Below are 19,901 nucleotides of genomic sequence, written 5' to 3'. Positions count from 1 at the left end.
TAGAAAGAGGTTAATTAAATGAAATCAAAAGAAAAAATAGTTAGAATTATGGGAGTGTTACTCTTTGGAGGTTTTTTAGCATTATTTAATGAGACGATAGTAAATGTTGCACTTCCAAAACTAATGGAGGAATTTACTGTAAATGCACAGACTATTCAGTGGTTAAGTACAGGATATCTTTTAGTTATTGGTATACTAGTTCCAGTAACAGCATTTTTAATTCAAAAATTCACTCTTAAGCAGTTGTATATTGCAGCGATGTCTCTTTGTTTGCTCGGAACTGTAATTGCCGCAACAGCAACAAATTTTACACTTTTATTATGTGGTAGATTAGTACAAGCATCAGGTACAGGTATGCTTGTTCCTATAATGATGAACACAATAGTAGTAATAAATCCACCAGAGAAGAGGGGAGCAGCTGTTGGACTTGGCCTTTTTGTAATACTATTTGCACCATCAATAGCACCAAGTATATCAGGAGTAATATTGCAAACTCTTTCATGGCGTTATTTATTTATAATAGAAATTCCATTAATAATAATTGCACTTTTACTTGGGTATAAATATTTAGAAAAAGTCACTGAACTAACTAACCCCAAAATTGATATAATTTCAATAATTTTATCAACTTTAGGGTTTGGTGGAATTATAATGGGGTTTAGCTCATTAGGGAATAAGAAAGCTAGCATATTTTTTATAGTTGGAATAATTGCACTTATTTTATTTTCAATTAGACAACTTAAATTAGAAGAACCAATGTTAGATTTAAGAGTTTTAAAATCTAATACATACACTTTAGGCGTAATATTTGTAATGATAGCAATGATGACTTTGTTTGAAACATTAGTTGTTATGCCAATGTATTTAGAGGGAGTGTATCACTTAACACCACTTCAAGTTGGAATAGCAATATTGCCAGCTGGACTTATAAATGCAGTAACTTCAATAATAACAGGAAATATTTATGATAAGCTTGGAGCTAAGAAAGTAGTTCCTTTTGGATTTATAATATTAGTAGTATCATTTTTCTTATTATCAAGAGTTGATGTTCATACTAGCTACAAAACAATTATAATATTACTTTGTATATTAAATGTTGGAATGCCACTTGTTATGACATCATCTCAAACTAATAGCCTAAATCAGTTAAAGCCAAGGGAATACCCTCATGGTACTGCAATAATAAATACTGTCCAGCAAATTTCAGCTGCAATGGGTTCATCTTTATTTGTTAGTTTGATGACAACAAGAAAGAATTCTTATTTAAATTCTATTGGAGGAAATGTAAGTAGTGAGCAAGTAACTGAAGCTTTCACAAAAGGATTTAATTATACATTTTTAGTTGGTGCTATTATTTTGTTAATTGGATTATTAGGATCATTAACGTTATTTATTAAAAGAAGAGAAAAATTAGAAGCTATTAATTAATCAATTTATAGTGAATTTTAGTAAGTTAAATTTTATTTGTTATGCATATATGATATTATCATAATAAATAAAAAATAACGTATTAGAAGGTGGGCATATGAGAAAGGTTAATTACTCCAAATTAACAGGAGAAGTAATAACTAAAGATGATTATGAATATGAAGATAGTAGAATAGCTTGGAATAGAGCTATACAAAAGTATCCGTTAGTAATTGTTTATTGTAATAATAAAGACGATATAAAAAATTCAATTTTATGGGCGAAGGAAAATGATATCCCTTTTAGAATAAGATCTGGTTGTCATAATTATGAAGGATATTCAACAGGTAACGATGTATTAGTTATAGATGTTAGTAAAATGAATGATATATATGTTGATGAAAGGAATAAGGAAGTAACTATAGGTGGCGGAACTAGAAATAGAGAACTATATGAAGCATTAGGAACACTTGGATATCCATTTCCAGGTGGAGGATGCCCAACAGTTGGTGTTGTAGCTTTTGCGTTAGGTGGAGGCTGGGGATATTCAAGTCGACTTTTTGGACTTGGATGTGATAATTTAATTAAAGCTGAATTTATAAATTATGATGGCTTAGAAGTAACTGCGAGTGAAAAGGCTAATTCAGATTTGTTATGGGCAGCTAAAGGTGCTGGTGGAGGGAACTTTGGAGTAGTCACTTCTATGACTTTTAAAATTCCAGAAAAGATAGAAATGGCAACTCTTATAAATATAGATTGTGGAAATATTGATACTGATGAAATGGTACAATTAATTAAAACTGTTTTTAGTGAATTTGATACATTAGATAATCGTATGAATTTGAAAACTGCTATTTATAACTCAGAAGAAAGAGGAATTGGAATTAAAATTACAGGTTTATTTTATGGGAATATGGATGAAGCTAACAGAATTTTAAATCCAATAAAAAGTATTCCAACTAAAATAAAATTTGATTTAGAATATATGACTGTATTAGAAGCAAATAGAGCTATACAAGATAGTCATCCAGATTATGAAAAGTATAAATCTACCGGACGATTTGCCTTTAGAGATTATACTGAAGATGAAATAAGGGAACTTATAAACATAATAAAAAATAATGCAAATGGTGCATATTATACAGCAATCTCTTTTTATGGATTAGGTGGAGCTATTAAAAAAGTAGATAAAAGTTCATCTGCATTTTATTATAGAGATGCTAAGTTCATTATGGGAATACAATCTGTATTTGAAGAGGATAAGTATGCTAAAGAAAATATACAATGGGTTAAAGAGAATTTCAAGCATATAGAAAAGTTAACTGAAGGGTCATTTGTTAATTTTCCGTATGAAGGACTTTCAAATTATGCAAAAGATTATTATGGAGAAAATAGATTTAAGTTAAGAGAGATTAGAGAGAAATATGATCCATCACATATTTTCAATTTTGAACAAGGAATAAAATAATAGAAAAAATGGTTGTCTAGTAAGTCTAGGCAACTTTTTTATTTATAAAAAAATTGGTTAAATTCGTATTACATAATCGATTTCTAAAAATAAGTTAATTTAATAAAAAAAATAAAAAAAATATGCATAAGATTATGCTTACTTTATACAAAAAATATTCAGAAATATGCAATTAATGGTGCATAGTGGAAAATAACCCAATAGCTTGCTTATGGGTATTTTAACTATAGTATGTTAAAAAAATAACCATGTATAATGAATAAAGTTGAAAAAACCTATACATTTAATGGTAAATACTGTCTTGAAAGCGTTTAAAATAGTTAATATAATAACAACTGTAAGCACCACTAATCAATAGCGATTGACCCCACGGACATGTTTACAAAAAAAAATACTAAAGAGAAAGAGAGTGATAATATGATGGAAAATAGAGCTTTAAATGTAACTTCAGAAATTGGTAAATTAAAAACTGTTTTATTACACAGACCAGGAGAAGAAGTAGAAAATTTAACACCAGACCTACTAGACAGATTATTATTTGACGATATTCCTTATTTAAAAATTGCGAGAGAAGAACATGATGTATTTGCACAAACATTAAGAGATGCAGGTGTAGAAGTACTTTACTTAGAAGTTCTTGCAGCAGAAGCAATAGAAACTAATGAAAAAGTAAAAGAAGAATTTATAAATGAATTTATAGATGAGGCTGGAGTTGAAAGTGAATCTTTAAGAGAAGCCTTAATTAAATATTTCCTAAGCTTTAATAATAAAGCAATGGTAGATAAAATGATGGCAGGGGTTAGAAAAGAAGAACTTAAAGAATACCATAGAGATTCTTTATATGACTTAGTAAACAGCACTTATCCATTTGTTTGTGATCCAATGCCAAATCTTTATTTTACAAGAGACCCATTTGCAACAATTGGACATGGTATAACATTAAACCATATGAGAACAGAAACTAGAAATAGAGAAACAATTTTTGCTAAATACATATTTAAGCATCATCCAAGATTCAAAGATAAAGATGTTCCATTCTGGTTTAACAGAGATGAAAACACTTCAATTGAAGGTGGAGATGAATTAATATTATCAAAAGATACTGTAGCAGTTGGTATTTCACAAAGAACTGATTCAGCTTCAGTAGAAAAATTAGCTAAGAGACTATTATTCAATAAAGATGTAACATTCAAAACAATACTTGCATTCCAAATACCTGCAACTAGAGCATTTATGCATTTAGATACAGTATTTACACAAGTAGATTATGATAAATTTACAGTTCATCCAGGAATTGTAGGACCTTTAAATGTTTATGCAATAACAAAAGATCCAGATAATGAAGGAGCACTTAAAACTGTAAAAGAAGTTGATACATTAGAAAATATTTTAAGTAAGTATCTTGATAGAAAAGTTACTTTAATTAAATGTGGTGGCGGTGATGAAATAATCGCAGCAAGAGAACAATGGAATGATGGTTCAAACACTCTTGCAATAGCACCAGGTGAAGTTATAGTTTACTCAAGAAACTATGTAACTAATAAAATATTAGAAGACTATGGAATAAAACTTCATGTAATTCCATCATCTGAATTATCAAGAGGTAGAGGTGGCCCAAGATGTATGTCAATGCCACTAATAAGAGAAGATTTAAAATAGTTAATAAAGAAGATTAAATATAAAAAATTACTTTTAGTGTTTGTTCTTTCTTTATAAATATGAAAGAACAAACACTTAGGGTAAAAACTAAGGAGGAAATTAAAATGGCAGTTAATTTAAAAGGAAGAAGTTTTTTAACATTAAAGGATTTTACACCAGACGAGGTTAGATATTTATTAGATTTATCACATGACTTAAAGGCTAAGAAAAGAGCTGGAATATTAGGTGATAGTTTAAAAGGTAAGAATGTAGTACTATTATTTGAAAAATCATCAACAAGAACAAGATGTGCTTTCGAATGTGGAGCAGCTGAAGAAGGAGCTCACGTAACATTCTTAACAAATTCTCAAATGGGAAAGAAAGAATCAATCGAAGATACTGCTAAAGTACTTGGAAGAATGTATGATGGTATAGAATTTAGAGGATACAAACAATCAACAGTTGAAGCTCTAGCTAAATATGCAGGAGTACCAGTTTGGAATGGACTTACAGATGCAGACCATCCAACACAAATACTTGCAGATTTCCTTACAATAGAAGAACATGCTCATAAACCACTTAGTGAAATTAAATTAGTATTCACAGGAGATACAAGAAACAACATGAGTTATGCATTAATGTATGGTGCAGCTAAAACAGGAATGCACTTTGTAGCACTTGGACCTAAATCATTAGCACCAGATGAAGCTATAATAAAAGAAATGCAAGAATACTCAAAACAAACAGGAGCAACAATTGAATTTACAGATAACGTTGAAGAAGCAGTAAAAGGCGCAGATGTTATCTACACAGATATATGGGTATCAATGGGAGAAGACGAAGGTTTATATCCTGAAAGAGTTAAATTATTAACTCCATATAAAGTAACAAGAGAAATGATGAATAAAACAGGAAACAAGAATACATTATTCATGCATTGTCTTCCATCATTCCATGATGAAGATACAGAAGTTGCTGTAGATATAGAAAAGAGACTTGGTCTTGATATAAGAGAAGTTGAAGACGAAGTATTTAGAAGCAGAAATTCAGTAGTATTTGATGAAGCTGAAAACAGAATGCATACTATAAAAGCCGTGATGGTTGCAACAGCAGGAAAGTAATTATCAAAATAAATAGTCGGCTATTAGAGTAATAGCCGACTAAATTATTCTAAAAATAAACTGAATAGGGAGTGATTACAATGTCAGAGCAACAATCAACTGGAGAACAAAAGAATCTTGGGTTTGCTTCTTTAGCAGCTTTAATAGTTGGATCTATGATTGGTGGAGGAGCATTTAACTTACCATCAGATATGGCAAGAGGAGCAGGAACAGGCGCAATTATTTTAGGATGGATTATAACAGGGATTGGTATGATAGCACTTGCCTTTGTTTATCAATCACTAGCAAATAGAAAGCCAGAACTAAGCGGTGGTGTATATAGTTATGCAAAAGCGGGTTTTGGAGATTACATAGGATTCAATTCAGCATGGGGATATTGGTTAAGTGCTTGGATTGGTAATGTTTCATACTCAGTACTATTATTTGGTGCTATAGGATATTTTGCACCAATATTTGGAGAAGGTAATAATCTAGCATCAATAATTGGAGCATCAATATTAGTTTGGGCTTTTACAGCATTAATTCTAAAAGGTGTAAGTGGAGCAGCGCTAGTAAACTTAATAACAACAATAGCGAAATTAGTACCTATTTGTGTATTTATAGTTGCAGCTATATTTGCTTTCAATTTACATAACTTTACTTTCGAATTCTGGGGTTCAACAGACCTTGGAAGTGTACTTGAACAATCTAAAAACACAATGCTAGTAACATTATGGTGTTTCATAGGTATTGAAGGTGCAGTAGTTGTATCAGGTAGAGCTAAGAAACAAAGTGATGTTGGTAAAGCAACTGTAATTGGATTAATAGGAACTTTATGTATATATCTTTTAATATCATTAATGTCTATAGGTGTTATGAACAGAGTACACCTTGCAGGACTAGATAACCCATCAATGGCTTACGTATTAGAATTTGCGGTTGGTAAATGGGGTGCGGTACTTATTAATTTAGGATTAATAGTATCACTATTTGGATCATTACTTGGTTGGTCATTATTATGTGCTGAAATTCCTTTTGTAGCTGCAAAGGATGGAGCACTACCAAAAATATTTGCAAAGACAAATAAAAATGGAGCACCAGCTGCATCACTAATAATTACAAATCTTTTAGTAGAAGTATTTTTAATACTAACATTAGTGGCAAGCAGTACTTATCAAGCATTATATTCAGTTGCAAGTACAGCAATACTTGTGCCTTACTTGTTAAGTGCTATGTATGGTTTAAAATTAACAATAACAGGGGAAACATATGATACTAACCCTCAAGGAAGAACAAGAGATAAAATCTGCGCAACAATAGCAACTGTATATGCAATATGGTTATGCTATGCAGCAGGATTAAAATACTTATTATTATGCTTTATTTTATATGCAGTAGGAATAATATTCTATTACATTGCTAAAAAGCAAAATAATGGAAATGAAAAGGTGTTTAAAGGCAAAGAGCTTGGTATTGCAATAGCTGTAATTGTTATAGCAATTATAGCAATAGTATTACTTGCAAATGGAACAATAACAATTTAAAGACAAATTACATTAAACTAAAGATGAAACTAAGAAGTTAGATAATATATTTTATTAGATAGCATAAGGAGGAACAAAAGATGAAAATAGTTTTAGCATTAGGCGGTAACGCATTACAGGCAGATCCAAAAGATAAAAGTGCAGAAGGTCAATTAAAGACTTGCAAAAAGACAGCAAAATCAGTAGTAGATTTAATTGAGGCTGGTCATAGAGTATCTATAGTTCATGGTAACGGACCACAAGTTGGACAAATACTAGCAAGTCTTGAGGCTGCTTATCAAAGTGATCATAACAATACATTATTCCCATTTGACGTTGTAGGATCTTTCTCACAAGGTTACATTGGATATCATCTACAAAATTCAATCTCAGAAGAATTAAATAAAAGACATATAAAGAAGTCAGTTGAGACTGTTGTAACACAAGTAGTTGTAGATAAAAATGACAAAGCTTTTGAAAATCCTACTAAACCAATAGGATCATTTTATACAAAAGAAGAAGCAGAAGCTTTAGAAAAAGATAAAGGATATGTAATGAAAGAAGATGCTGGAAGAGGATATAGAAGAGTAGTTGCTTCACCAAAGCCAGTTGATATAGTTGAAAAAGATGCAATAAAGACAATGGTTGATGATGGTTTTATAGTTATCGCTTGCGGCGGAGGCGGAATTCCAGTAGTTAAAGATGGGGACGAACTTATTGGAGTGCCAGCTGTTATAGATAAAGACTTTGCAGCTGAAAAGCTAGCTGAAATATTAGATTCAGATGTTCTATTAATACTTACAGCTGTTGATAGAGTATGTGTAAATTATAATAAACCAAATCAAAAAGAATTAAAAGAAATTGATATAGAAGAGGTAAATAAATATATAGAAGAAGGACAGTTCGCACCAGGCAGTATGCTTCCAAAGGTTGAAGCTTGTAAAAAGTTTGTACAATCAGCTGATAATAAAGAAGCAATAATTGCATCACTTTGCAGAGCTAACGATGCTTTAGACGGAAAATCAGGAACTAAAATAGTTAAATAATTTTTAAGATGCTAAGCTAAAGTTAATGTCTTTAGTTTAGCATCTATAAAGATAATACTTTACGAATAGTAAGGGGAGATTATTATGGAGAATGAATTAAAGAAAAGAAGAAGAGAGGCTATAATTAATATAATCCAAAGTGAAGATATAGGAAAACAAGAGGAGTTAGTTTTTAAATTAAAACATTTAGGTATAAATGTGACTCAGTCAACATTATCACGCGACTTAAAAGAAATGCATATAATTAGAAAATCATTAGAAAACAAACAATCAAAATACATACTAGCTACAGAAGATAATGTTGCAAAAAAGTTTAAAACTATATTTGAGGATGCAGTTATAAGTATCTTTATACAAGAATATTTCATATCAATAAGGACATTAAAAGGAATGGCCGCAGTTGTTGGAGAACTAATAGATAGATTAGATGACAAAAGAATACGTGGAACGGTTGCTAAAAATAATAATGTATTAATTCTATGTGCGAATTGTGAAGCCTGCAAACAAGTTTTTAAGGGACTAAATGATTTAAGAATCTAAGTATTTTTGTATATTATTACTGATATATGGTAGTAATTATAGACACCAAACATAATAAAATATAACCCTAGAGAAAGATAGGTTATTCCAATACCAATGGATAAGCCTATCTTTTTTGTTTTATGAATATTGTAATAAAAATATAGCTACTGAGGTACCTTTTATATTAAATTCTTTCTTTAATATAAAACCATGAGAAACATATAATTTAACCATCTCATATGTTTCTGTTTCTACAAGAAGTGGTATGTTTAAACTTTTACTTTGTTCTATGCAAAAATTAATCATATCATTTAAAAACTGGATTCTATCTGTTTCACTACTATAATTTAAACCTATAGAAGATAAAAATAAATAATTATTATAATCTTTGATAAAGTCTTTAACACTTAATAAAGTCTCCTTAGCTTTTGATAAATTATTTATTGTTTCCTTTAAGTCAATAGTTTTTAAAATAGATATATCATTAGAAATACCTTTTATTAAAGATTCATAAAAAGACAAATGGTGATTTGCAGAATTAAAATTAACTAAGGAAAATGTACCTTCGACATTAATTGAAGTTATATATGTAGTTCCTATGGATTTATAAACATTTAGCAAGTTATTAAAAATATAAGGAAGAATAGTTAATCGTACATTTTTATCTTCAAATAAATATTTAAAGAAAGGGGAATTTTGAAATTCTTTTGAAATAACTTCGCTAGCTTCATTTATAAGGGAAGAATTTATTGTTATAAAATTATTTTTCATAATGAGATACCTCCACATTTTAATGTAATAGTTTATTTTTACCATAAGGGAGGCTCAGTATTCATAAATGGAAAGTTATTCACTAAATATTAAGGGGAAGTTAATAGTATAGTCTTTGTGTAATTAGAATTGTACGATATATAATGATATAGACAATATAATATGAAAGGAGAAGATAACAATGGATAATGAAACTGCTAAAGAGTTTAAGTTTATAAACAACTTAAGAGTTCGAGTAGTTATAGAAAGTGCACTAGTTGGAGCAATATCGGGTCTTATTGTTTCATTGTATAGACTCTTATTAGAATTTATAGGTAAATATACTATTCAAGCATATGACTTCATGGAAACGAACAAGATTTACATAATAATTGGAATAATAGTATTAATGTTTATTGGATACATAGTTGGAATTATGGTAGAGAAGAATCCTATGATAAGCGGTAGTGGTATACCGCAAATCGAAGGTTCTCTTACAGGATATTTTGATATAAAAAACCCACTTAAAATAATGGTTACAAAATTCATTGGAGGTGTTCTTGCTATAGGTTCAGGATTATCTCTAGGGATAGAAGGTCCATCAATCCAATTAGGTGCAAGTGTTGGAAATTTCTATAGTAAAGTATGTAATAAAATAAAGTTAGAGGAGAGATATTTAATATCAAGTGGAGCTGGAGCTGGGCTTGCAGCTGCATTTAATGCACCCTTTGCAGGGGTAATGTTTTCTCTTGAAGAAGTAAATAAAGATTTTTCTCCACTGATTTTATTACCAACAATAGCAGCAGCTGTAAGTGCAGATTTAGTTACTTGGAGCTTCTTTGGATCAAAGCCTATATTACATGTTGAGAAACTTACTAATATACCCGCTAAATATTATCTTTTACTTATATTGCTTGGGATAATAGCAGGTTTTGGAGGCGTTATATATAATAAAACATTACTAAAAACTCAAGATTTATATAAGAAACTTAAAGTGAAGTTAAGAATAAGAATGATGATACCATTTGTATGTGCAATGGTATTTGGATTATTTCTTCCAGAAGTGCTTGGTGGAGGAAATCCATTAATAAATAAAATATTAGTAGATGGTATGGTTCTTAAAATGGGATTAATACTATTAGTATTTAAATTTATATTTTCTATGGTTAGTTTTGCATCAGATACACCAGGAGGAATATTATTTCCACTTTTAACACTTGGGGCATTAATTGGAGTTGTATTTGGACAAGTATCTGTGAATATACTACAAATTGATAGTGTATACATTACAAACTTTATATTATTAGCTATGGCAGGAATGTTTTCATCTATAGTAAGAGCGCCTATAACAGGCCTTGTGCTTGTATGTGAAATGAGTGGCTCAATAGCACAGCTTGGTCCACTTGCTGTTGTATGCGGTATAGCATATTTAGTTGCAGAGCTATGCAGATGTGAACCAATTTATGAATCACTTCTTAATAGAAGGATTAAGTCTAAAAGTTATGCGTGTGACAAAGCATGTATGGAAAAAATAATGGTTAATTATATTGTAGAACTTGGGGCTCCAATAGTTTCAAGAAAGCTAAAAGATATTAAATTAGTTGATGATTCTTTAGTTGTTTATATAGAAAGAGAAGGAACTAAAATAATACCAAATGGAGATACAGTCGTACACTCAGGAGACTATATTACTGTATTAGTTGATAGAAATTCAGAAACTATATTAAGAGCAGAACTTGAAAAGATGTGTGAATCAGTTCAAACATAATTAGTAAATAATTTAAGGTATAGAAAAACTACAAAAAGTATTTCTATACCTTTCTTTTAATTGTATTAAAATCTTGCAAAAAAATCTTAAATACGATACATTTACAGTAAGAGATAAAAATTTTTACATAAGATAAAATAATGAAATTGCTAAAAACAAAGGAGGTAATAATATGGAACTATTTACAGCTGTTGCTATTAGTGTTGGAATTTTATCAGGTGTTTGGGCATGGATTAGTGCATCACTCGGGCTTATAACATGGGTAGGATTTATAGGGTGTACAAGTTACTTTGCATCAGGTGGTAAATTTAAGGGATTAAAAAAATCTCTTTATGCCAATATGTCAGGAGTACTTTGGGCCATGTGTATTATACTTGGAACAAAATATATTGGGGGGACATATATTTCATACATACTAACAGGCTTTTTTTCATTTGTAATGTGTATACAAGCAAAGGCTAAGCCTTTGGAATTTATTCCAGGAGCATTCTGTGGTGCTTGTGCTACATTTGGATCAAATGGAGCCTGGGGGCTTGTAATCATTTCTTTAATATGTGGAGGATTCCTTGGTCACTTCTCAGATCTTGGAGGAACTTTCTTAAGTCTACTTACAAGAAAAAAAGAAATATAATTCAGATTAAAGAGGTGTTTTATGGAGTTTAAAGGAATTCATCATGCTGCGATAATATGCTCAAATTATGAAGAATCTAAAAGATTTTATACTGAAATACTAGGGCTAGAAGTAATTAGAGAAGTGTACAGAAAAGAAAGAGATTCTTATAAGTTAGATTTAAGAGTTTCAAATAGTCAGATAGAATTATTTTCATTTAATGGTTCACCAGAAAGATTAAGCTATCCAGAAGCTTGTGGACTTAGACATTTAGCACTAGTAGTTAATAATATTAATGAATCTGTTAAGGAGCTTAACTTTAAAGGTGTTACGACTGAAGATATAAGAATCGATGAATTTACTAATTGTAAGTTTACCTTTTTTGAAGATCCAGATGGTCTTCCTATTGAACTTTATGAAATTAATAATTAAGAAAAGTTTAAAAGTATTTAAAACATAAATACTTTTAAACTTTTTTTGTAACTAGTAAACTATTTTTTATAAAGGGTAACCCCTTCTTTTATTGTTTCTAATACGTTTATATTTTTTATTTCAATTGGATCTACTTTTAGTGGATTTCTATCTAAAACAACTAAATCAGCAAGTTTTCCAATTTTTATAGATCCTTTTAAATCTTCTTCTGAATATTGATAAGCTCCATTTATAGTAATGCCTCTAAGAGCATCTAAAGGTGAAATTCTTTCAAAGTCGCCAATTACTACACCATCTTTACTAATTCTATTAACAGCGCACCATACAGTTTCAAGCATATTAGGAAGTATAACTGGTGTATCTTGATGGAAAGTATAAGTAATTTTTTTATTTAAAGCACTTTTAGCAGGACTAATTCTAAATGCTCTATCTCGTCCTAAGTTTTTAATATGAACATCACCAAAGTAGTATGTGTGGGCAGTGAAAAATGATGGTATCATATTTATTTCATTCATTCTATCTAATTGATCATATCTAACAGTCTGTGCGTGAATCATAACAGGCTTTATATTTTTAGGTTTATTAAATGAATCTTTAGCCTCATAAAAGCAATTAATTAGCTGATCACAAGCAGCATCACCATTACAGTGAGATAAAAGCTGAATGTTTTCACTTAAAGCTGTTTTAATGAAATCTACTACTTCTAAGTTATCATATATTGGATATCCGTAGTAATCTGAAGGACCATTTTCATAAGGTTTAGTAAGCCAGGCTGTTCGTCCTTGGGGAGATCCATCTAAGAAAATTTTATATCCACCTATTTTAAACCTATTAAAATATTTTTTTAAGTACTTAGGATTATTCTTTGTAAGCTCAGGACTATTTTTTAAATCAACATAACCGATAACATCAATTTTAAGATCATTTTTATCAGATGCATACTTTAAAAGTTTGAATTCAGATTCATTTACCATACCATCTTGAGCTGTAGTTATACCGTAGCTTAAGTAAATATTTTGAGCTTCAAGAAGTAATTTATTTAAATTTTTTAAAGAAGGAGGTGTTATAGCTCTAGAGCAATTAATAAAGGCATTTTCTTCTAAATAACCATTAGGTTCATTTGAATTATCATACCTTCCAATTCGTCCGCCTTTAGGGTTTTTTGTTTCATCACTAATATGAAGTTCTGTTAGTGCTAGTGAGTTTAATACTCCCATGTGACCAGAAGCATGAACAATTATTATTGGATTAGTAAGAGAAGATTTGTCTAACACATCTTTTGTTGGGTGTTCCTTTTCAACTAAATTGTTATTATCATATCCAAAACCAACAATTAACTCATCCTCTTTTAAATTTTTTAAATTTTTAAAATCATTTATTTTCTTTATAATATCATCAAAATTTTTTGCAGATGTTAAAGAAACAAAAGCAAGAGTATTTGAGAATGCAGTTATATGACTATGTGGATCAATGAAGGAAGGCATTAGAGTTTTACCTTTCAAATCAATTAATTCTAAGTCAGTGCCATAAAGGGATATAAGCTCATCTTTAATACCGATATCTTTTATTATTCCATTCTCAATAAGTATTGCATCTACATAAAGTATATTTTCCATAGTTAAAATATCACCGTTAAAAAATAGTTTTCTCATAAAAGTTCCTCCCTTAATCATTTACAATAATATACCATAAATTTGCAATGAATCACACGTATAATAGGTGAATATACTTATTATTTGGTGAATTAATATTAAATTTTTGATGAAAAATATTATTGAATACAAAAAGTACCATACTATTTTAATATAAAGAAATAGGGCATTTATGATATACTTGTATATAGTAAAAGTTAAAAAACTTATTAAGTTTTAAAAAAGGAGATTTATATGAAAATAGGATTAGTATTATCAGGTGGTGGCGGAAAGGGTGCTTATGAACTTGGGGTATGGAAAGCGCTTAAAGACTTAGAACTAGATAAATACATAGACGTTTTTGCAGGTACCTCTATAGGAGCGTTTAATGCTATTTTATTTGCTCAAGATGATATGGTGGCAGCAGAGAAGTTATGGGATGAGGTTACTATGGACAAGCTGGTTCCGATAAGTAAGTTTGAACTTATTAAAAGAGGTCTTGAACTTGCAATTGGAGGTCGTCATTTGAATTTAGCAAAAAAATATATGCTTCAAAAGCTTGAAGAAGGTGGAGTTCCAAAAGACGGAGCAAGAGAAATAATTGAGACATATTTAGATGTTAATAAAGTTAAAGAGCGTGAAAAAATATGTTATGCAGCTTGTACAGAGATTCCATCACTTAATGCAAAGTATTTTAGGATAAATGATTATGATGATATGGTTGCTAAAGAAATGATAGTAGCATCTGCATCACTACCTATGATATACGATTGTACTGAAGTTTTAGGAGAAAGGTATATAGATGGGGGAGTAGCAGATAATACTCCAATTCAACCTGTGTATGGAGAAAATTGCGACATAATAATCGTAGTACTATTATCTAAAGATGAAACTGTTGACAAGTCTCTTTATCCTAATACTAAAATATTAGAATTAGCACCAAAAAAATTAAATGAAAGTACACTAAAAGGAACATTAAATTTAGATACTGAATCAAAAAGAGTAAGGATAAAAGAAGGATATGATGACACCATGGGTCTTTTAGAGCCAATTATGATAATGACTAGGTTAAAGCATGAGAGAGAAGAACATGAAAAGTATCCTAAGTTATATAAGTTTTATAATTGGATAAAGAAAATTGTTTAAAGGATAATATAAGGTTATGGCTATATTTTTTTATGAAACAAAGATTGGAAAGATTGGAATAGAGGAACGAGAGGGATTCATAAATAAGGTTTATTTTGATAATGATATGAGTTATAAAAAGGAAGAGGTTTTTGAAACTGAATTAATAAAAGAAGCTTCAATCCAATTAAAAGAGTACTTAAATGGAACTCGTAAAAGCTTTAAACTTCCTTTAAAGCCAATGGGAACGGAATTTATGGAAGAAGCTTGGAGCGAATTATGTAAAATTCCATATGGAGAAACGTTATCTTATAAGGAATTAGCAGAAAAGATTGGAAGACCAAAATCAGCTAGAGCTATAGGAATGGCATGTAATAAAAATCCAATTCCTATATTTATACCATGTCACAGAATTGTTGGGAGCAATGGTAATTTAACAGGATACTTGGGTGGATTAAGTGTGAAGAAAATTCTTTTGGATTTAGAAAAATAAATAAAAAAAGGATTATTTAATATTTATATTAAATAATCCTTTTTTAAAAGTCTGGAATGACATTTCTAAGAACTGCCCTATCACTAACTCTAACTAAGGCGGCAGATAGAGTTACCATGTAACTTGTGGATATTTCATTAAATATATCTAAGTTAGGGTTATTTCGTCTCATCTCAAGAGCCGATCTTCTATAAGATATTATTGTGAAAATTAATAGACCTTCAATTGAAAAGATTTCTCCTGCATCAATTAAAGCAACTGGATCTAAATCATCTGGTATATCATTTAATTTATCTAGTACTATAGTTTTACCTATTAGACTAGCTTCCAAATAATAATAGCTAGAAAGTATGAATAAAAGAGTAGCAAATATCTCTAGATTAACAAGTTCAAGTTCCTCTAGTAAAAATTGCTTTTGGACATCCTGTGGAATAGCACTAGTGTTATTTGTATTAGAATTGGTGTTAGTAGACTCATCTTTCATAAAATTGCTCCATTATAAAAAAATTATTCAAACAAAACTTTCTCCGGTAGCATTTATTTTTGCTATTTTATTTAATGCTTCTAATCTTTTTATATTAGCAATAGAGCTAACAACATAGGAGTCGACTAATTCTATGTATGGCTCTAAATTACTTTGTGTTCCTTTAAGTTTTAATGAATAAAGCCTTTTAGAGGCAACAAAAGTTAAAATAATAAGACCTAGTGTAATATTTTCTTCACCAGATATTAAAGTTAGTGTTGGATCTAACGAAGGCTGTATTCCATTCATTTCATCATAAGTAATATTTTTATCTTGATTGGATGCAATTATAAATTCGTAATATCCATATATTAATAAAGTGGATCCAAGAATTTCAGCATTAGCAATATTTAAACTCAATTTACGAAAGAACTCATCCATAAGAGTAGTTGCATCAGTCAAACAATCACCTCATAGAAATAAAAAATATATAATAGTATATGATATATTTAAAAAAATTCTACAAATTTGAATGCAGGGCTAGAAACATAAGGGGCTTATGCTACTAAGCACAGCTTGAGGAGATACTTCCTTAAATTTATCAAATAAACTTAAAGATGGATCAATTACTTCTATTTCTTCGTTGTCATATTTAAATGATATGTAAGTGTAATCAAAGTCAAATCTTAAATCACCTGGATATTCATGCATAGATGTATAATTAAAATCCTTCATGAAATTTATAATTACTTCTCTATTTTCATTAAGTTTACATAGTTCTAAAATATATTTATCATCAATTATGTACTTTGATTCTACTTCATGTAAAAATTTAAGAAGATTATAATCACATTTAATAAGTACATTTCCATCATCATCAGTTAATTTATATCCGTCTATAGTGTATCTTGCAAATAATTTATTTGATCTAGTCATCAAAAGGGTTTCCCCTTTTTCTTTATGGAATTCTCCATATTCTATTTTAATTTTATTATTTTTAAAGTTAAATAATTCAGACATGTTTTTATCATTGTTATATATAAGTGTATCTAGCTTTTCACTAAAGAAATAAGTTTCATCTTTTTCTAAAGCATTTTTATAATCAGATAATTCTTTGATTAATTCATCAATTTTTTTTAACTTCAGTTCCTTATTCAAAATTATCCCTCCTAAAGTCATATTCTCCAATATTATAACATAATAATTTATTCAAAGTATTGAAATAATAAGCAGAAAAATTTGCAGAATAAGTAGAAAATAGTGTATAATTCTAAATCGATAAGATATATGAGAGTAAGGTGGGAGACAGTTATGAATAAGCATAAAAAAGAGACGATTCTAATTGGGATTGGGTTAATTGTACTATCAATTTTCTTACATTATCTGCACTATATAACATTTAGAGACTTACATCACACTTTAATCTTTTTATTTGCAGATATAGCATTTATTCCAATGGATGTTTTTTTCACTGCATTTGTTATTGAGAGATTATTAGAAAATCGTGAGAAAGTTCATAATATGGAAAAGGTTAATATGATAAAAGGCGTTTTCTTCTCAGAATTTGGTTCTGATCTTTTAGAAGAGCTTGCCAAGGGTGATAGACATATTTTAAATTTATCAAGCCTTGCTATTGTTGATAAAGAATGGGGAAAAAAAGAGTTTAAAGAGCTTGAAGATGCAATTAAAGAGCATCAGTTTTCAGTTGATGTTAGTAAAGTAGATTTAGATAAAATTATAGATATCCTTAAAAGTAAAAAAGAGATGTTAATTTCATTTATAGGAAATCCAACTTTAATGGAACATGAAATATTTTCAGATTTACTAATGTCATTATTCCATTTATTAGAGGAATTTGATGATAGATATTATAATTTAATATGTGATTGTTGTGATGATAATCATATAGAGAAAGATCTCAATGTATCATATGAACAACTTACAAAAATATGGTGTAGATATATGAGATATCTAAAAGAGGCATATCCACAATTATTTGTAAAAGCTATGCTTCATAATCCATTTGATTATAGAAGTTTAGATGATAAGCTTGAGACATGTGGACTTAAATGTAAGAGTAAAAATTAATTAAGTTAAATATAGAGAAGCCTCCAAATATTTGGAGGCTTCTCTTGGCTTTTAATACAGTTGTTGTATTAAATATCCGTCAGCTATAAATTTATTTTTAATTCTGTTAATATGTTCATATCCATTTGTTTCAACTGTAACCTCAAGTAAAGTATTCTTTAATTTATTTACAGCCTTAAATTGATTGTGCTCAAGTTTTATAACATTTGCATTTATTTCTCTTAGAATATGAGTTATTCTATGAAGTTCTCCAGGAATGTTTGGAAGTTCTACTGAGAAGCAGAATAATCTTCCTCTAGAAACTAAACCACTATTAATAAGTGATGTTATAGTAAGCATGTCAATGTTACCACCGCTTATTATTGAAACAACATTTTTGTTTTCAAAGTTAAGTTTATTAAGTGCTGCAAGTGATGCAGCGCCAGAAGCTTCAGCAACTAGTTTATGTTTCTCATTAAGTGCTAAAAATGCATCAACTATTTCGTCGTCACTTACTGTAATAATATCATCTACATACTCTTTTATTATTGAGAATGTAAGATCACCTGGAGATTTTACTGCGATACCATCTGCAATTGTATTAACAGAGCTAAGTGGAGTTAGTTTTCCAAAGTGGAAACTAGTTTCCATTGCATTTGCGCCTTCTGCTTGAACACCTATTATTTTAATATTCGGATTAAGCCCTTTAGCAGCTAATGATATACCACTAATAAGACCACCACCACCGATTGGACAAATAATAGCGTCAACGTTTTCTAATTCATCAAATATTTCAAGTGCTATAGTACCTTGACCATAAATTACGTCTATATCGTTAAAAGGATGAAGGAATGTATATCCCTTTTCTTCTTCTAACCTTTTAGCATAACTATATGCATCATCATAAACATCACCATGTAAAATAACATTTCCACCCAAATCTTTAGTTGATTGTACCTTTAAATAAGGGGTGGTAGTTGGCATTACAATAGTTGCGTTAATTCCCATAAGACTTGCAGCATAAGCAACTCCTTGAGCGTGGTTACCGGCAGATGAACAAACGACACCCTTAGATTTTTCATCATCGCTTAGACTCATCATTTTATTTAAAGCACCTCTTAATTTATAAGCGCCTGTAAGTTGTAGGTTTTCACATTTCATATAAACATTGTTATTATTTCTGTTTGAGAAAAAATTGCTATGTAGTAAAGGAGTTTTAACTACTACATTTTTTATATTTTCTCTTGCAGCTTTAATATTATTTAAATGCATAAATACACCTCTCTTTTGTATATTCTCACATTCATTATATCATTTTCATAATAGAGGAAAAATAAAAAATTATAAAAATATTTAGACTTTTGTAGAAAAAAATCCTATAATTGAAATTGAAAAGATAAAAGGAGGGAATTTATTATGAATAAAACAGTAATTAAGACAAAAAATGCTCCTGAAGCTATAGGTCCATATTCACAAGCTATAAGAGTTGGAGATATGATTTATACATCAGGACAAATTCCACTAGTACCAGGAACTAAGGATTTAATAACAGAAATTAAAGCCGCAACAAAACAAAGCTTATCTAATATTAAGGGTATATTAGAAGAAGCTGGAACAAGTATGGATAAGATTATTAAAACTACTGTATTTGTTAAAGATTTAAATGATTTTGCAGCAGTTAATGAAGTTTACGGAACATTCTTCCAGGGAGAACCACCAGCAAGAAGTTGTGTTGAAGTAGCTAAACTACCATTAGATGCACCAGTTGAAATTGAAGTAATTGCTATTGTTTAGTAAATAACTTAAACCATAATTAATACAGTAAAAAAGCCTTAGAATTTAATTGAATTCTAAGGCT

The 19,901-nt window shown here is 29.6% G+C and carries 20 protein-coding genes; 14 read left to right on the top strand and 6 right to left on the bottom strand.

Annotated features, from left to right (window positions below):
• The first annotated feature begins 18 nt into the window (after nt 1-18).
• From RSF37_RS02570 to RSF37_RS02540, 7 genes are all read left to right on the top strand, one after another.
• Nucleotides 19-1,428, top strand: a complete 1,410-nt coding sequence (locus RSF37_RS02570; protein ID WP_332562819.1) for an MDR family MFS transporter — start codon at nt 19-21, stop codon at nt 1,426-1,428.
• A 97-nt stretch (nt 1,429-1,525) separates the two neighbouring features.
• Nucleotides 1,526-2,875: an FAD-dependent oxidoreductase gene (locus RSF37_RS02565; RefSeq protein ID WP_332562818.1), complete on the top strand. Its 1,350-nt coding sequence runs from the start codon at nt 1,526-1,528 to the stop codon at nt 2,873-2,875.
• 417 nt (nt 2,876-3,292) lie between these two features.
• The gene (gene arcA / locus RSF37_RS02560) at nt 3,293-4,534 is read left to right on the top strand and encodes an arginine deiminase (RefSeq protein WP_332562817.1); all 1,242 of its coding nucleotides are present in this window, start codon (nt 3,293-3,295) and stop codon (nt 4,532-4,534) included.
• 104 nt (nt 4,535-4,638) lie between these two features.
• Nucleotides 4,639-5,634, top strand: a complete 996-nt coding sequence (argF, locus tag RSF37_RS02555) for an ornithine carbamoyltransferase (RefSeq protein WP_332562816.1) — start codon at nt 4,639-4,641, stop codon at nt 5,632-5,634.
• Between the two features lie 80 nt (nt 5,635-5,714).
• Nucleotides 5,715-7,157 carry an arginine-ornithine antiporter gene (gene arcD, locus RSF37_RS02550; RefSeq protein WP_332562815.1) on the top strand — a complete coding sequence of 481 codons (1,443 nt, stop codon included), beginning with the start codon at nt 5,715-5,717 and terminating at the stop codon, nt 7,155-7,157.
• An 80-nt stretch (nt 7,158-7,237) separates the two neighbouring features.
• A complete protein-coding gene (gene arcC / locus RSF37_RS02545) occupies nt 7,238-8,182 on the top strand; it encodes a carbamate kinase (RefSeq protein ID WP_332562814.1) in 945 nt (314 codons plus the stop codon).
• Between the two features lie 84 nt (nt 8,183-8,266).
• Entirely contained in the window at nt 8,267-8,722 is a 456-nt protein-coding gene (locus tag RSF37_RS02540; RefSeq protein WP_332562813.1) for an arginine repressor, read from the top strand.
• A gap of 120 nt (nt 8,723-8,842) precedes the next feature.
• Here the strand turns inward: RSF37_RS02540 and RSF37_RS02535 are convergent, their stop codons facing one another.
• Nucleotides 8,843-9,475 carry a hypothetical protein gene (locus RSF37_RS02535; RefSeq protein ID WP_332562812.1) on the bottom strand — a complete coding sequence of 211 codons (633 nt, stop codon included), beginning with the start codon at nt 9,473-9,475 and terminating at the stop codon, nt 8,843-8,845.
• Between the two features lie 181 nt (nt 9,476-9,656).
• Between RSF37_RS02535 and RSF37_RS02530 the strand changes: the two genes are divergently transcribed.
• The 3 genes from RSF37_RS02530 to gloA2 all read left to right on the top strand — a co-directional run bounded on the left by RSF37_RS02530 (nt 9,657) and on the right by gloA2 (nt 12,264).
• Nucleotides 9,657-11,222 carry a ClC family H(+)/Cl(-) exchange transporter gene (locus tag RSF37_RS02530; RefSeq protein ID WP_332562811.1) on the top strand — a complete coding sequence of 522 codons (1,566 nt, stop codon included), beginning with the start codon at nt 9,657-9,659 and terminating at the stop codon, nt 11,220-11,222.
• A 172-nt stretch (nt 11,223-11,394) separates the two neighbouring features.
• Nucleotides 11,395-11,853, top strand: coding sequence for a DUF1097 domain-containing protein (locus tag RSF37_RS02525; protein WP_332562810.1), 459 nt, complete (start codon nt 11,395-11,397; stop codon nt 11,851-11,853).
• A gap of 21 nt (nt 11,854-11,874) precedes the next feature.
• Complete coding sequence (gloA2, locus tag RSF37_RS02520; protein ID WP_332562809.1) at nt 11,875-12,264, top strand: SMU1112c/YaeR family gloxylase I-like metalloprotein; 390 nt, start codon at nt 11,875-11,877, stop codon at nt 12,262-12,264.
• 59 nt (nt 12,265-12,323) lie between these two features.
• Here gloA2 and RSF37_RS02515 read toward each other — a convergent pair whose 3' ends face one another.
• On the bottom strand, nt 12,324-13,916 hold the full coding sequence (locus RSF37_RS02515) for an amidohydrolase (protein ID WP_332562808.1): 1,593 nt from the start codon (nt 13,914-13,916) through the stop codon (nt 12,324-12,326).
• A 234-nt stretch (nt 13,917-14,150) separates the two neighbouring features.
• Here RSF37_RS02515 and RSF37_RS02510 point away from each other — a divergent pair, with 234 nt between their 5' ends.
• Complete coding sequence (locus tag RSF37_RS02510) at nt 14,151-15,041, top strand: patatin-like phospholipase family protein (RefSeq protein WP_332562807.1); 891 nt, start codon at nt 14,151-14,153, stop codon at nt 15,039-15,041.
• A gap of 16 nt (nt 15,042-15,057) precedes the next feature.
• Nucleotides 15,058-15,513: a methylated-DNA--[protein]-cysteine S-methyltransferase gene (locus tag RSF37_RS02505; RefSeq protein WP_332562806.1), complete on the top strand. Its 456-nt coding sequence runs from the start codon at nt 15,058-15,060 to the stop codon at nt 15,511-15,513.
• A gap of 43 nt (nt 15,514-15,556) precedes the next feature.
• On the opposite strand, the gene RSF37_RS02500 is transcribed toward RSF37_RS02505, so the two are convergent.
• The 3 genes from RSF37_RS02500 to RSF37_RS02490 form a co-directional block, all read right to left on the bottom strand.
• On the bottom strand, nt 15,557-15,997 hold the full coding sequence (locus RSF37_RS02500; protein ID WP_332562805.1) for a hypothetical protein: 441 nt from the start codon (nt 15,995-15,997) through the stop codon (nt 15,557-15,559).
• 27 nt (nt 15,998-16,024) lie between these two features.
• On the bottom strand, nt 16,025-16,438 hold the full coding sequence (locus RSF37_RS02495; RefSeq protein ID WP_332562804.1) for a hypothetical protein: 414 nt from the start codon (nt 16,436-16,438) through the stop codon (nt 16,025-16,027).
• A gap of 78 nt (nt 16,439-16,516) precedes the next feature.
• Complete coding sequence (locus tag RSF37_RS02490) at nt 16,517-17,134, bottom strand: hypothetical protein (protein WP_332562803.1); 618 nt, start codon at nt 17,132-17,134, stop codon at nt 16,517-16,519.
• A gap of 153 nt (nt 17,135-17,287) precedes the next feature.
• Here RSF37_RS02490 and RSF37_RS02485 point away from each other — a divergent pair, with 153 nt between their 5' ends.
• The gene (locus RSF37_RS02485) at nt 17,288-18,064 is read left to right on the top strand and encodes a hypothetical protein (RefSeq protein ID WP_332562802.1); all 777 of its coding nucleotides are present in this window, start codon (nt 17,288-17,290) and stop codon (nt 18,062-18,064) included.
• Between the two features lie 51 nt (nt 18,065-18,115).
• On the opposite strand, the gene ilvA is transcribed toward RSF37_RS02485, so the two are convergent.
• Nucleotides 18,116-19,315: a threonine ammonia-lyase gene (gene ilvA, locus RSF37_RS02480; RefSeq protein ID WP_332562801.1), complete on the bottom strand. Its 1,200-nt coding sequence runs from the start codon at nt 19,313-19,315 to the stop codon at nt 18,116-18,118.
• A 144-nt stretch (nt 19,316-19,459) separates the two neighbouring features.
• Here ilvA and RSF37_RS02475 point away from each other — a divergent pair, with 144 nt between their 5' ends.
• A complete protein-coding gene (locus tag RSF37_RS02475) occupies nt 19,460-19,837 on the top strand; it encodes a RidA family protein (protein ID WP_332562800.1) in 378 nt (125 codons plus the stop codon).
• The last annotated feature ends 64 nt before the right edge of the window (nt 19,838-19,901 follow it).

It is taken from the genome of Clostridium sp. (assembly GCF_036643715.1).
In the GTDB taxonomy this organism is placed as follows: Bacteria; Bacillota; Clostridia; order Clostridiales; family Clostridiaceae; genus Clostridium.
Note: the sequence above shows the minus strand (reverse complement) of the source record. Positions and strands in the feature narration are given on the sequence as shown.